Source organism: Belliella pelovolcani (genome assembly GCF_900156785.1).
Taxonomy (GTDB): Bacteria; Bacteroidota; Bacteroidia; order Cytophagales; family Cyclobacteriaceae; genus Belliella; species Belliella pelovolcani.
The window spans coordinates 136,552-150,153 of record NZ_FTOP01000002.1 but is presented as its reverse complement, the minus strand read 5'-3'; the positions used below and the strand labels follow the sequence as shown (position 1 = coordinate 150,153).

General features: G+C 41.0%; 11 protein-coding genes and 1 pseudogene. 1 reads left to right on the top strand and 11 read right to left on the bottom strand.

Going from position 1 to position 13,602, the window contains the following annotated elements; all coding sequences use genetic code 11:
* Nucleotides 1-9: 9 nt before the first annotated feature.
* Together BW935_RS02780 and BW935_RS02775 are read right to left on the bottom strand one after the other, a co-directional pair.
* Nucleotides 10-1,356, bottom strand: coding sequence for a PhoH family protein (locus BW935_RS02780; protein ID WP_076498382.1), 1,347 nt, complete (start codon nt 1,354-1,356; stop codon nt 10-12).
* Between the two features lie 168 nt (nt 1,357-1,524).
* Nucleotides 1,525-2,685 (bottom strand): lycopene cyclase family protein, encoded by a 1,161-nt coding sequence (locus BW935_RS02775; RefSeq protein ID WP_245802627.1) that lies wholly within the window; start codon nt 2,683-2,685, stop codon nt 1,525-1,527.
* A 126-nt stretch (nt 2,686-2,811) separates the two neighbouring features.
* Here BW935_RS02775 and BW935_RS02770 point away from each other — a divergent pair, with 126 nt between their 5' ends.
* On the top strand, nt 2,812-4,515 hold the full coding sequence (locus BW935_RS02770; protein WP_076498381.1) for an amidohydrolase: 1,704 nt from the start codon (nt 2,812-2,814) through the stop codon (nt 4,513-4,515).
* A gap of 83 nt (nt 4,516-4,598) precedes the next feature.
* Here BW935_RS02770 and BW935_RS02765 read toward each other — a convergent pair whose 3' ends face one another.
* From BW935_RS02765 to BW935_RS02725, 9 genes and pseudogenes are all read right to left on the bottom strand, one after another.
* On the bottom strand, nt 4,599-5,048 hold the full coding sequence (locus BW935_RS02765; RefSeq protein WP_076498379.1) for an SRPBCC family protein: 450 nt from the start codon (nt 5,046-5,048) through the stop codon (nt 4,599-4,601).
* Between the two features lie 59 nt (nt 5,049-5,107).
* Nucleotides 5,108-5,569, bottom strand: coding sequence for a hypothetical protein (locus tag BW935_RS02760; RefSeq protein WP_076498378.1), 462 nt, complete (start codon nt 5,567-5,569; stop codon nt 5,108-5,110).
* A gap of 188 nt (nt 5,570-5,757) precedes the next feature.
* Nucleotides 5,758-6,165, bottom strand: coding sequence for a putative toxin-antitoxin system toxin component, PIN family (locus tag BW935_RS02755; RefSeq protein WP_076498376.1), 408 nt, complete (start codon nt 6,163-6,165; stop codon nt 5,758-5,760).
* Nucleotides 6,155-6,370, bottom strand: a complete 216-nt coding sequence (locus tag BW935_RS02750; protein WP_009034614.1) for a hypothetical protein — start codon at nt 6,368-6,370, stop codon at nt 6,155-6,157. Before BW935_RS02750 ends, BW935_RS02755 begins: the two co-directional genes overlap by 11 nt.
* A 166-nt stretch (nt 6,371-6,536) precedes the next feature.
* Nucleotides 6,537-7,252 (bottom strand): annotated as a pseudogene (locus tag BW935_RS02745) (tyrosine-type recombinase/integrase).
* A gap of 105 nt (nt 7,253-7,357) precedes the next feature.
* Nucleotides 7,358-9,157, bottom strand: a complete 1,800-nt coding sequence (locus BW935_RS02740; protein WP_076498375.1) for an acyl-CoA dehydrogenase family protein — start codon at nt 9,155-9,157, stop codon at nt 7,358-7,360.
* A 63-nt stretch (nt 9,158-9,220) separates the two neighbouring features.
* On the bottom strand, nt 9,221-9,577 hold the full coding sequence (locus BW935_RS02735; protein ID WP_076498373.1) for a four helix bundle protein: 357 nt from the start codon (nt 9,575-9,577) through the stop codon (nt 9,221-9,223).
* Between the two features lie 128 nt (nt 9,578-9,705).
* The gene (locus BW935_RS02730; RefSeq protein WP_076498372.1) at nt 9,706-10,881 is read right to left on the bottom strand and encodes an acetyl-CoA C-acyltransferase; all 1,176 of its coding nucleotides are present in this window, start codon (nt 10,879-10,881) and stop codon (nt 9,706-9,708) included.
* 313 nt (nt 10,882-11,194) lie between these two features.
* Nucleotides 11,195-13,600 (bottom strand): 3-hydroxyacyl-CoA dehydrogenase/enoyl-CoA hydratase family protein, encoded by a 2,406-nt coding sequence (locus BW935_RS02725; RefSeq protein WP_076498370.1) that lies wholly within the window; start codon nt 13,598-13,600, stop codon nt 11,195-11,197.
* Nucleotides 13,601-13,602: the final 2 nt, after the last annotated feature.

Below are 13,602 nucleotides of genomic sequence, written 5' to 3'. Positions count from 1 at the left end.
TCAAATTTTTTATAGCAGTTCATTGGCCAGGTTAGCCAGTTCTGAGCGCTCTCCTTTTTCTAATTTGATATGCGCATAGAGGGGGTGATCCTTGACCCGGTCGATCAAGTAGGAGAGTCCATTACTTTGAGAATCTAAGTAAGGTGTATCAATCTGGAAAACATCCCCCGTGAAAATAATTTTGGTATTCTCTCCCGCCCTAGTAATGATGGTCTTCACTTCATGCGGGGTGAGGTTTTGGGCTTCATCTACGATAAAGAAAATATTGGAAAGCGACCTACCCCTGATATATGCTAAGGGCTGGATTACCAACTTTTCTTGATTGACGAGTTCTGTGATTTTTTGATATTCCTTGTCTGATTCCTTGAATTGATTTTGGATAAATTTTAGGTTATCCCAAAGTGGCTCCATGTAGGGGTTCAGTTTGGACTTGATATCACCTGGAAGGAATCCAATATCCTTATTGCTCAAGGGAACGATCGGTCGAGCCAGGTACACTTGCTTGAAATCTCTACGCTGCTCCAATGCTCCTGCCAAAGCCAAAAGCGTCTTGCCCGTACCCGCTACCCCTTGAATCGTCACCAGCTTGACCCTAGGATTTAAAATTGCATGCATGGCAAAGGTCTGCTCTGCATTTTTTGGCTTGACATTATATGCCAGTTGCTTATCTACCCTTTCCAGTCTATTGTCTTCGGCGCTGAAATAGGCCAAAACAGAGTTCTTTTCATTCTTGAGGATAAAATAGCCGTTGGACTTGACCTTCTTCCTACCAAAAACCAGCTTAGCATCTATAGCATGGGACTCATATAGCTGGTTGATTGCATCTACATCTACATTTTCAATGATAAACTTACCAGTATTCTCTAGTTCGTTGATATTTTTGATCTTTCCCGTCTCGTAATCCTCTGCATAGATATCTAGGGACTTAGCTTTGAGTCGCAAGTTGATGTCTTTGCTGACTAAGATGACTTTTCTACCTTTTTCTGTTTGCTTGAGATGAAGTGCCGCATTGAGGATTTTATGGTCATTTTTCTCCTCTCCAAAGATCTCGTTGGCATTGAGATTATTGTCAGGGTTCATCAATACCCTGAAAAAACCCTTGGTCTTCCCATTGAGTGGCGTCCAGTTATGAATCATATTGTCCTTTGATAAGTCATCGAGCAATCTGATAAACTCCCTGGCTTCAAAGTTTTTGGTATCATTCCCTTTTTTAAACTGATCGAGCTCTTCCAATACAGTAATCGGGATGACCACATCGTGCTCTGCAAAGTTCATGATGCTATTGTGTGCATATAAAATGACAGAGGTGTCGAGCACAAAGATTTTTCGGTCTTTATTGGATTTGGCTCTAGGCATAGGTTAGAAAATTTAGCGGTTGTTAGTTGTCAATAAGTTAGAAAAATAATGGAAGGATTACCATGAATAAAAAGAAAATTAATCTCGAAAATTGAAAATTAAAGCTATCCTTTTGATTGTCAATGCTATTTTGATTTTAAAAATCAAGACCAAATAACTCTAATTACATCAAAACAACTGCTTCATCCCCGAAGTAAAAAATGGCCAGAAAGGTACACTATCTCTGATTTTGAACTCTTCCCAAAATCCACTTTCATTGGCCAAAAAAGCTAATATCCGCTCTGGGTCATTGGCTTTGAAGAGACTACTGAACAAAAACTCCCCCTCCACTTTCTTCTGTAGCAGCACATCCAATAAGACCATGTCATACCATTGAAACATTTTTTCCCTGAGGGAAAGCTGCACCAAAGGGGATTTATCCGCAGCTAGCAAAGCTACTATCCTGCTGACTTGGGCTTGGACAAACTGAAAGGTATACCCTGAACTAGCCTTGGTATGTCCACCAGCTGTTCCGATATGGATGATGCGCTCCTGTGAACCCAAGGTCCTTGGAAACTTGGCCATGGTCATGGGAATCACACCAAACTCCCTATGCTCAATCTTATAATCTTGCAATCCAAGTTTGTTTTCGATATAACTCTCCAGCTCTTTCTCGTATTCATGCTTATCGAGTACCCGCTCTGAGAACAAGGTATATTCCACCAAGGCTTTCGTAGATGAAGTAGGCAATACATACATAAAGGTCGTCCCATGGTGCTGAGAAAGGGTAAAATCCATCAATGTCCCTACCTCACTGTTAAAAACTGGTTCTTCTGTCTTGATAAACCAACCCATAAAATGTTGCAGCAGTGTGTTTTCTTCACTCATCTTTGGATAACATAGGCCAGTAGAGTTGAAAATATACTCGCTGCTAAACCTACCCTGATTTGTCTGTACAAAAACCTCTTGCCCAGTATCTTCAATGTCCTGAATACTGGCTTTCAAAAATGTAACGTTGGGAAATTGGCGAGCAAAATCCTGAACATGACTGTAAAAATCTCCCGACTGTATCATCTTATAGCTGTATTCTTTCATCTTGAAAGTCTTAGATACTGTCGGTGAGAAAAATTGTAAGGTCTTCCATTCCTTAGCCACCAAATGTTCAAATCGACTAGGTTGCTTTTCCCAAAAGCACCAAGTCCGGTCATTTTCAGTTTTGTCGGCACTGTCTACGACCAAGATTTGCTTTTGCTGAAGCATATCATGTTTCAGAATGGCATAGAGTAAGCTAAGCCCTGCCATTCCTGATCCAGCCAGAATATAGTCGTATTTTTTTTCCATCAATTTCATTTCAGCGGTATTTACCAAACATGCATATTAATCCCGAGGATTACAAAATGTTTAAACATCCTTTACAGCAATGGTTTGGAACAGCGCTCAAAAAATTCCTAGATTTGAGGTAGAACACTATAAATTATGAAAAATCCTTTACTCATTATTTGCTCCTTGATGCTGCTTTTTTCCTGTGGAAATCAGAAAGATTCAGCTGACAAGGTATTTATCAACGGCATCATCTATACAGTAGAAGACGAGCAACCAACTGCCGAAGCAGTGGCCATCAAAGATGGAATGATCTTGGCTGTAGGCACGCAAGCAGAAATAGAGGCATACATCGGAAAAGACACCGAGACCATAGACCTGCATGGCATGACGATGACCCCTGGACTGATTGAGTCGCATGCTCATTTGATGGGCATTGGTTACAATAAGCTTGACATAGATCTAATGTATGTCAAGTCTTATGACGAATTGGTAGAGAAAGTCGCTGAAGCCGTTGCCAAAGCTGAGCCAGGAGAATGGATCACAGGTAGAGGCTGGCATCAAGACAAATGGATTGAGATGCCTGATAAGACGGTCAGTGGATTTCAGACTCATGATCAGCTCAGCGCCATCACGCCTGATAATCCCGTCTACCTAGCTCACGCTTCCGGACATGCTTCATTTGTCAATCATAAAGCCATGGAACTAGCTGGAATTACCACATTGGGAAGTGAAAAGCCTATCCGAGAAGTAGAAGGAGGAGAAGTCATCCTAGATGAAGTAGGCAACCCAACTGGAGTACTTGTAGAAACTGCCTCAGGATTGGTTAGCAAGCTGATCCCAAAAGACACACCAGAAAGAGCTGAGAAAGCTTTGGAACTGGCTTTGGAAGAATTGGCTGCGAAGGGAATCACCTCTTTCCATGATGCAGGTGGCAATCAGGACTTGATCGATCTGCTGGAGAAATTCCAGCAAGAAGGGAGGCTGACCGCTAGAATGTATGTGATGCTCTCCAGCCGTATTCCTGAGCTACTTGAAGCATGGTATGTCAAAGGACCAAAGATTGACCCAGATCACATGGTCACAGTACGTTCTATCAAACTCAATATGGATGGGGCTCTTGGTCCCTGGGGTGCATGGCTGCTAGAAGACTATTCGGATAAGCCTGGAAGTAGAGGACATGAAACCATGCCAATCGAGAGGGTAAGTACAGTCGCTGAAAAAGGCCTCCAACTCGGTTTTCAAGTAAATTCCCACGCAATCGGAGACAGAACCAACAGAGAAGTATTGGATAGGTATGAGGCAGCTTTTGCCAAATACCCTGAAGTGACTGATCACAGATTCCGTGTAGAACATGCACAGCACCTTCATCCAGACGATATCAGCAGATTTGGGGAACTGGGTGTGATTGCGGCGATTCAGGCGATTCACTTGAGTTCGGATAGACCTTGGGCGATAGGAAGACTGGGTGCCAAGCGAATCAAAGACGGAGCATATGTGTGGCAAAAGCTACTTGGCTCAGGTGCCGTGATCTCCAATGGAACTGATGCTCCCGTAGAACCAGTGGATGCGCTACCATCTTTTTACGCTTCTGTTTCCAGAAAAACACTGAAAATGACACCTGAAGGAGGCTACGAACCAGATCAAAAACTAACCAGAGATCAGGCTTTGAAATCCTATACCTTGGCAGGTGCTTATGCAGAATTTGAAGAAGACTTCAAGGGTTCTATCAAAGTAGGTAAAGCAGCTGATTTCACCGTTTTTGACCAAAATATCATGGAGATACCAGAAAACGAAATTCTCAACACCAAAGTCATGATGACCGTAGTGGGTGGGAAAATCGTCTTCAAAGCAGAGTAATCACATCATACAAAGTTCATTTTAAAGGGGTTCTTAACAGGATCCCTTTTTTTATATGTTTGATTAATTGATAGTTAAAAAACCTACTCCTTACCAGCTTTTTGATCTACCAGCCTCTTTAAGCTTTCTTTGATAAAATACGTCCAGCCTGCCTGGCAACTTGCTATGCTAAACTCAGGAATCTCATCATTAAAGTCTTCTAGCACTTCATGTGTCAAGCTCAACTCGGTCTTGCCTCCCAAATCTCTCAATTCAAAAGTTACATTGGAGTCACCTGCATAACCTTTGTATTTCCAGTTATAGGAGATTTTCCTAAGTGGTGTTACTGCTATGACCTTCCAACAATGTGGAAAAACCCTCTCTTCGTTTTCAACCACAAACTCAGTCTCAAATCCAAGCACTGCCTGAAATTCTGGTATGTTTTCGAAATACCACTGAACCATCAATTCACGCTCGGTCAGGTATGACCAAAGCAGCTCAATTGACAGATCAAAAGTTTCTCGGACTAGGATGGGGGAATCTGATTTTTTCATGATTGGGAATTAAAGTCGCTAAAAGTCCAATTGAAAGAAGTCCTGTCGCTATTTTTAGCTTATTTTTCATTTGCGTGTGCACTTGTGGCAAGATTGCGGTTAATTATTTTGGTAATTTTCTTTTCTCTGAATAACTGTGTTATAAAGAATGAAATGCTTAAAGTTATCCAAAGCCAATATTCATACTCAAATGCCCAATTGATAAAAGGTGGTATTATTAATAGCCATTCGAGGAATAAAATCAGTCTAATTCTGTCAGTTTTTAAGTTAAAGCCTACTATGTCAAGAATAATAATGGCAGCAAGAAAGCCACCAATAATCTTTAATCCATATACGAAAAACAAAAGTGGAATTGTTAATAGACTTAAAAACAGAACTACCGTCCAATCTTCATTTTCAGAACCTTCAAGTCCAATTAGTTTGAAAAATATCAGACTTAAATATGTGGTCACATAAAAACCCACAAAATGAACCCAATTTGTTGCAAGTATTTTTGATGTGTACTTAATTCTATTTAACATCCTGTCGGGTTTTCTCAAATGTGCTATAACGGGATTCAGATTGGAGACGGCGGGCATTCGGAGCCGTTCTCTTCCAGCCTACTCCTAACTTCTTAAAGATAGGAAACTTTCTATTTACTCTGAACCGCTCGCTGTCTTCCAAGGTGATGTTGTGATGTTCCCGTTTAAGCGGGACAGGCTGTGATTATTTATTCTTTAGAAATGAATTCAGCCCAAGAAACTATTTTTGTCTTCTCTATCTTCCCTAATACTAATAAGTCAGAATCTCCTGTTACTAAAAAATCTGCTTTACCATCCACCGAAAGACTCAATAAGAAATTATCTTTTGGATCCCTGCATTCATTGATTTTTGATTCCACCCTTATTAATTCTCCAAAAGTTTCAATTTGGGTCAGAAGTGTTTTGATATCTGATTTTTTAAAAAATCTTTTGAATTTGGCCCTTTCTGAGACCTCTAAGAACTCTTCAAGCAATTCTTGCGAAAAAATCAGTGTTACTGCCCCAGATTCAAGAAGGACATCCAATTCCTTTTGTCTTTTGGAGATCAAAAAACTTATCCACAGATTAGTATCTAGAATTACCCTTCTATTTTTCATACCGGGCTTTGCGAACTGCTTCAACCTCTTTAGTAATTTCTTCTAAACTTGGGGCTTCATCTGACTTACTCCTGAATTTCTTCAATACTTCAGAAAAAGCATTCTCAGATTTGTCTTTCTTAATCCTTATCAAATCCAAATTTGCCAAATCTTTCAAAAGGGCTTTGGCCTTAGGATTCAATATATCAACTCTAATAGTTTCCATTTTTTTTAGTCTTTCTTAAAAATACGAATTTTTTAAATCGGTGGTCATTTTATCCTGCACCACAACGAATTTCTTCACGCCACTATGGCGTGAAGCATTCCAAATCGGCGTGGTAGACGCCATAACGGCGCTTATACCCGAATTATCTAAAGGTAAAACTAACCTTTTATATTTCCAATTTGTCCAATGGGCTTTTTATTTGTGCAAATCCTTTAGTAGTGACATGAGTATAAATCTGTGTGGTCTTGGGACTTTCATGACCTAATAAACTTTGAATATACCTGAGATCCGTTCCTTGTTCCAATAAATGGGTTGCAAAGGAATGCCTTAAGTATGAACAGTCACTTTTTTCTTAATCCCAACTTTTTCTACTGCAGATTTTAGAATATTCTGTACACTCCTCTTCCCATAAACTATTGGTGTTTCTTTTGTACTTCCAAAACCCTCAAATAAAAAATGATATGGTCTTTCTTTTTTTACATAGGCTCTTAGAACTTCAAGTGTTTTTGGTGAAAGCAAAGTATATCTATCCTTATTGCTTTTTGCACTCTCAACTCTAATTTGAATTCTTTCCGAATCAATATCTTTGATTTTTAGGTTTATCAGTTCGCTAATTCTCAATCCAGCCGAATAAATAGTCATCAAGATAGCTTTGTGCTTTAAGTTTGTCGTGCTCTTTAAAATCTGTGAAACCTCTTCCTCACTCAACACCTCAGGAAGTATCTTTTCCCGGATCGGCCTATCTATATGATAATACTTTCGCTCTCCACCTTTCACTTTCTCGAAATAAAAAGCCTCAGGTTGACCCGAGGCTTTTTTGATAAATGAACAATTGTCCAATGGGTAAAGACCTTCGGGGTTCTTGGAAACCCCAAAGGTCATACATCCCTAGTGACATTGCCAAAAAAAAGCCCCCAATTGCTCAGGGGCTTTTCTATAGCCAACTTATTCCTTGTGCCTTCGTGCCTTTGTGGCAAAACCACTTACTTAAGAAAAAGGATACTTACCCTTCTCTATCATATAATCTGCTATCTGTCTTCTCAGGGTCTTGGTATCTACGAGATCCATCTTGGTGAAGCGCTTCAAGCCCATCAGCATAACTTTCTGCTCATCTCCTTTGGTGAATGAACCGATCGCTTCCTTGGCCGCAGCATTGATTCTATCTACTGCCGAAGCAAGGTACACTTGCGTCATCGCTATCTGATGTGCACAGGCTGCTTCTCCTTGGATACTCACAAGCTTCTCTGTTCTCAGGATAGTTGACTCGGCTGCATAGATTTCGATCATTACATCGGCCAAGTTCATCATGATCTCTTGTTCTGATTCGATCTTGTCTTGCAATGCCATCGCTGCCTTACCACCTACCATCAAGAAGACCTTTTTCAATTTCTTGATCACCTCCTTTTCAGCAGCAAATAGCTCCGAAGTGTCGATGGTGTCAAAACTTGGTACGGATGTCAGCTCCTTAGACACCGCCATAGCTGGCTCGAAGAGGTTGATCTCTCCCTTCATGGCTCTCTTGAGGACCATACCGACCATCAGCATGCGGTTGATTTCATTGGTTCCTTCATAGATCCTCACGATCCTCGCATCTCTGTAGGCACGCTCCATAGGAGCATCCGCTGAGTAGCCCATACCTCCATAGACCTGTACGCCTTGATCTACTACATAATCCAGAACTTCTGATCCATGTACCTTGGAAATCGCACATTCTATGGCAAATTCCTCCACTCCTTTGAGCTTGGCTTGTGTATCATCCATCCCCTCAGCAATCAACGCATTGATTCTGTCTTCGATATCCTGACCAGCTCTATAAGTCAATGATTCAGAAACATAAGTTCTTGTCGCCATCTCTGCCAATTTGGATTTGATCGCTCCAAAAGTATTGATGCTCACGCCAAATTGCTTTCTTTCTGTAGAGTATTTGATTGCCTGAGATATAACTTCTCTCGCTCCATTCAAAATACCTGCTCCTAACTTGATCCTACCGATATTCAATATATTCACAGCGATCTTGAAGCCATTGCCTCTGTCGGAAAGCATGTTTTCAACTGGAACTTTACAGTCATTGAAGAATACCTGACGGGTAGAGGATCCTTTGATACCCATCTTTTTCTCCTCCTCATTCATGGTGATCCCACCGAAGCCTTTTTCTACCACAAAGGCAGTCAGATTCTTGTCATCCTCTATCTTGGCAAAAACAATGAAGATATCTGCAAATCCCGCATTCGAAATCCACATTTTCTGACCATTGATCAGATAATGTTTTCCATCTGCTGTCAAAGTAGCTTTGGTCTTGCCACTATTGGCATCTGAACCAGCATCTGGCTCAGTCAAACAATAGCAGGCTGCCCACTCACCTGTTGCAAGTTTAGGTAGATACTTCGCCTTCTGCTCTTCTGTACCATAGTACAAAATCGGCAAAGTCCCGATACCAGTATGCGCACCATAGGTAGTAGAAAAAGATCCAGCCGAGCCCACGATATCTGCTATCAGCATGGAGGTATTGAAACTCATGCCCATTCCTCCGTACTGCTCAGGAACAGAAATTCCCAACAAACCCAGTTCTCCTGCTTTCTTAAAGATAGCAGGAATGATATCTGGATTTTTCATGCTGTCGATCTCTTCGATATTTGGAGTGATCTCTGTATCGATAAAATCCTGACAAGCCTGCGCCATCATCTTTTGTTCTTCAGTGAACTCTTCAAAGATGAAAATGTCCTGGGCTTCAGTTTCCTTGATCAGAAACTCACCCCCGTTGATTGATTTTTTTGTTATTGTATTCATAATTAGAGACTTTAGATTCAAGACGTAAGACATAAGACAAGCCATAGACCTACGAACAAGTCATTACTTTTTTTCAAATTTTGTGATTAAAGCGTAAAGCATTTTCTGAATTTCAGTTAGCTCGGTAGTTACTTCATGGAATAATTCATTTTCAACATATTCAAGTTCAAAAGCTACATACAATTGCATTTCCAATTCACAAATTGATCCGTGAGCGATCCCTAAGAAATTTGCAAACTCACCATCTGTTCTTCTTCCTGCTCCTTCAGCAATATTTGAAGGAACAGAAACAGCACTTCTTCTGATTTGGGAAATAAGACCAAATCTTTCTTCTGCAGGAAAAAGTCGAGAAACCTTATAAACTTGAACTGCCAATTTGATAGCTCTTTTCCACACATTCAATTCTTTATAGTTGTGCATAGGATAAAATTTTAGATGTTCTTAAAAGGTTATAATCTACTAATCAGATCAACTGTAATCTGGCATATTGAATGAACGTAAGAATTATAAATAAACCAATCTTACAACTTACGTCTAATGTCTTCAATCTACTTTAATAGCTCAAACACTCCCGCTACACCTTGTCCTCCTCCTACACAGGCGGTGACCATGCCGTATTTTTTGTTTTGTCTGCGCAACTCGTTGAAGAGTTGGACTGAGAGCTTGGCTCCGGTACAGCCTAGTGGATGACCGAGCGCAATGGCTCCACCGTTGACATTGACGATATCTGGATTCATGTCCAAGGATTTCATTACAGCAAGTCCTTGAGCAGCAAATGCCTCGTTCAATTCGATCAAATCTATCTTATCTAAGGTCAATCCGGCTTGTTTCAATGCTTTTGGCACAGCTTCCTTGGGACCTATACCCATAATCCTTGGCTCTACACCTGCTACGGAATAAGACATCATCCTCGCGATCGGTTCAAGGTTCAATTCCTTCACCAAGCGCTCTGACATCACAACCACAAATGCCGCTCCATCAGAGGTCTGAGAAGAATTACCTGCTGTCACTTGTCCTCCTTGCTTGAATGCTGCTCTCAGATTGGCAAGTCCTTCTAGAGAAGTTCCTTTTCTTGGACCTTCATCGGTATCGACTACATATTTTCTAGTCTTTCTCTTACCCTTTTCGTCTAAGTAAGTTTCTTCTACTTCCACAGGGACGATCTCATCTTTGAACTTGCCAGCTGCTATCGCTGCCAAAGCTCTATCATGTGAGCGAACCGAGAATTCATCTGCCTGCTCTCTAGTGATGTCATAATCTTTGGCAAGCTCCTCTGCGGTAAGACCCATGCTGAGGTAATAATCAGGGGTCTCAGAGGCAATCTTCCAGTTGAGTGCAGTCTTGTAGCCCATCATTGGCAAGAGAGACATGGACTCTGTACCTCCAGCAATGATACAATCAGCCATTCCAGCTTTGATCTTTCCCACCGCTAAAGCAATGGCTTCGAGTCCAGATCCACAGTATCTATTGATGATAAATCCCGGATTATCTATACCTAAGGCCAAGAGTGAAATCATCCTTCCCATTTGCATGCCTTGCTCGGCTTCGGGGATGGCATTGCCGACGATCAGGTCATCGACCATTTTTGCTTCGAGTCCTGGAGTCTGTGCTACCAAATGTTTGATGACATCCGAGGCCAAATCATCTGGGCGATAAAATCGAAAGCCCCCTTTTTTGGCCTTCCCTACCGCCGATCTATATCCATTTACTATATATGCTTCCATTTTTATGTTTCTATTGAGGTTAATGTTTATTTCAGGTTTGTTGTGTTATTTTTTGAGAAATAAGAGATAAGAATTTAGAGAACTGTTTTAATAGATGAGACATGAATTGAATTTTGAAACTTGTGGAGATTCAACCCCTTCAGGGTTGTTACTCGAATTGTTACCTTTTGACCCCCGGGTTGTAACCCGGGGTTACTTAAGGTTTAACCCTTTCAGGGTTAGTTTTATTCGAGATATATTTACTCTACTTTGATTCTTCGTACTTATACTTCTTTTCTTATTGCTTGTTTCTTACTTCTCAAATCTCTCCCTTCTAATTCCTCAAGGGTTTACCTTTGAACAATATGCTATGGATACGCTCAAGGGTCTTTTTCTCGCCTGTCAAGCTCAAGAAAGCTTCTCTTTCTAGATCTAGGAGGTACTGCTCACTTACCAAAGTTGGTGCAGATAGGTCTCCACCAGACATCACCCAGGCTAGCTTCCTGGCAATCTTGGCATCATGATCTGAAATGTATGCGCCGTATTGCATTCCTGTGATACCTGCTTCGAATAAGGCTAAAGATGTTTTTCCTAATACTTTGATATCCGTACGCTGTGCAGCTTGGGTATAACCTTTCTCACTTAGGGCCAGTACTTTGGCTTTGGCCTCAGCGAGTTGTCGTTTTCTATTAAGTGTGATACCATCTTTGTCCTGCAAGTAGCCCAATCCATAAGCCTCTGCTGCTGACATGGACACTTTAGCCGTGGCGATATTCATGAAGTATTCCTGTAGTCTATTCAATTCTACATCACCTTCTTTGATCTGATCAGAGAATCTTAATGTCATCTCTTTGGTACCTCCTCCAGCAGGAATCAAGCCTACGCCAAATTCTACTAAGCCCATGTACAATTCTGCATGTGCTTGCACTGCATCTGCATGAAGTGAAAGTTCACATCCACCACCCAAAGCCATATTGTGAGGGGCTACTACTACAGGCACTGAAGAGTATCTGGCACGCATCATGGTATTTTGGAAGCCAGCGATCATCAGATTGATCTCATCATATTCCTGATCTCCGGCAAACATGAATAGCATGGCTAGGTTAGCACCAGCTGAGAAATTGGCTCCTTCGTTACCGATAACAAGACCTTTGTAAGATTTCTCAGCCATAGTGATGGCAGTATTGATTCCTTCTATCACTTCTTGGCCTAGGGAGTTCATCTTGGTATGGAATTCCAGACCTATCACATCATCACCCATGTCATAGATGGTAGCTCCTGCATTGCCCCATATTTTCTTATCTGCTGCTTTGAGTGTATCTAGGATAATAAAATCATCAATGCCTGGAATCGGCTGATAGGATTTGCTATTGATATCATAGAATTTCTTTTGGCCTGCCTCTACCTTATAAAATGTATCGTGCCCTGCCGCAAGCATTTCATGTACCCATGGTGCAGCTTTTTCTCCAGCTGTTTCCATTTTCTCAACTGTCTCTTTGACCCCGAGAATATCCCAAGTCTCAAATGGTCCCAATTCCCAACCAAATCCAGCACATACAGCCTGGTCTATTCGGTAAGTTTCATCAGATATTTCTGGGATTCTGTGAGAGCAATATTTAAATAAATCGTAGAAAGATGTTCTGTAGAATTCACCTGCCTTATCGTCGAAATTGACTAAGAACTTTATTCGCTTTTTGAGGTCTTCTATTTCCTTAGATGCTTCTAGTGCCTTGAATTTGGGCTTTTCTACATCTTTATATTCAAAAGTCTTTAAGTCAAGTTCCTTGAGTTCTTTGCTACCATCCTTATGACGGATCATTTTGAAATAGCCTTGACCTGTTTTGTCTCCCCACCATTTATTATCATAAAGTACCTTGACTATGTTTGGCAAGAGGAATTTGTCTCTAGACTCATCATGTTCAAGGGTCTTGTAGAGGTTATTGGCTACATTGACAGTGGTATCAAGACCGACTACATCCATGGTACGGAAAGTAGCTGACTTGGCACGGCCGATGACAGTACCTGTTAGCTTATCTACTTCGGATACACCCATTCCCATTTTTTCGATGGCGTGCATACCAGAGATGATGGCATATACCCCAATTCTATTGGCTATAAATGCGGGTGTATCCTTACATAATACCGTTTCCTTGCCGAGGTATCTGTCACCATAATCCATCAAGAAGTCTACAATGGCTGGATCTGTTTTAGGACCAGGTATGATTTCTAAAAGTCTGAGATATCTTGGTGGATTGAAAAAGTGTGTTCCTGCAAAATGTGCTTGAAAATCTTCAGATCTACCTTCACACATCAACTGCATTGGAATACCTGAGGTATTGGAAGTAATCAATGTACCTGGTTTACGATACTTTTCTACCTTTTCGAAAAGTGATTGCTTGATATCCAAGCGTTCCACTACTACCTCCATTACCCAGTCATAATCTTTTATTTTGGGTAGGTCATCATCAAAGTTTCCTGTAGTAATTAATGAAATACGATCGGAATCATAAAGTGAAGCCGGCTTGCTTTTCATGGTACTTTGCAAAGCAGTATTGACGATGCGATTGCGGACTTCTTTGCTATCGAGCGTGAGACCTTTTTTTGCTTCTTCTTCATTCAGTTCTCGAGGTACGATATCGAGCAATAGTACCTTGACGCCAATATTGGCAAAATGACAGGCTATTCTCGATCCCATTACTCCTGAACCCAAAATGGCAACTTTTTGAATGCTTCTTTTCATTG

Excerpts from the sequence above, each read along its gene's own strand:
- BW935_RS02780 (WP_076498382.1), bottom strand. The coding sequence starts at position 1,356 with ATGCCTAGAGCCAAATCCAATAAAGACCGAAAAATCTTTGTGCTCGAC.
- BW935_RS02775 (WP_245802627.1), bottom strand. The coding sequence starts at position 2,685 with ATGAAATTGATGGAAAAAAAATACGACTATATTCTGGCTGGATCAGGA.
- BW935_RS02770 (WP_076498381.1), top strand. The coding sequence starts at position 2,812 with ATGAAAAATCCTTTACTCATTATTTGCTCCTTGATGCTGCTTTTTTCC.
- BW935_RS02765 (WP_076498379.1), bottom strand. The coding sequence starts at position 5,048 with ATGAAAAAATCAGATTCCCCCATCCTAGTCCGAGAAACTTTTGATCTG.
- BW935_RS02760 (WP_076498378.1), bottom strand. The coding sequence starts at position 5,569 with ATGTTAAATAGAATTAAGTACACATCAAAAATACTTGCAACAAATTGG.
- BW935_RS02755 (WP_076498376.1), bottom strand. The coding sequence starts at position 6,165 with ATGAAAAATAGAAGGGTAATTCTAGATACTAATCTGTGGATAAGTTTT.
- BW935_RS02750 (WP_009034614.1), bottom strand. The coding sequence starts at position 6,370 with ATGGAAACTATTAGAGTTGATATATTGAATCCTAAGGCCAAAGCCCTT.
- BW935_RS02740 (WP_076498375.1), bottom strand. The coding sequence starts at position 9,157 with ATGAATACAATAACAAAAAAATCAATCAACGGGGGTGAGTTTCTGATC.
- BW935_RS02735 (WP_076498373.1), bottom strand. The coding sequence starts at position 9,577 with ATGCACAACTATAAAGAATTGAATGTGTGGAAAAGAGCTATCAAATTG.
- BW935_RS02730 (WP_076498372.1), bottom strand. The coding sequence starts at position 10,881 with ATGGAAGCATATATAGTAAATGGATATAGATCGGCGGTAGGGAAGGCC.
- BW935_RS02725 (WP_076498370.1), bottom strand. The coding sequence starts at position 13,600 with ATGAAAAGAAGCATTCAAAAAGTTGCCATTTTGGGTTCAGGAGTAATG.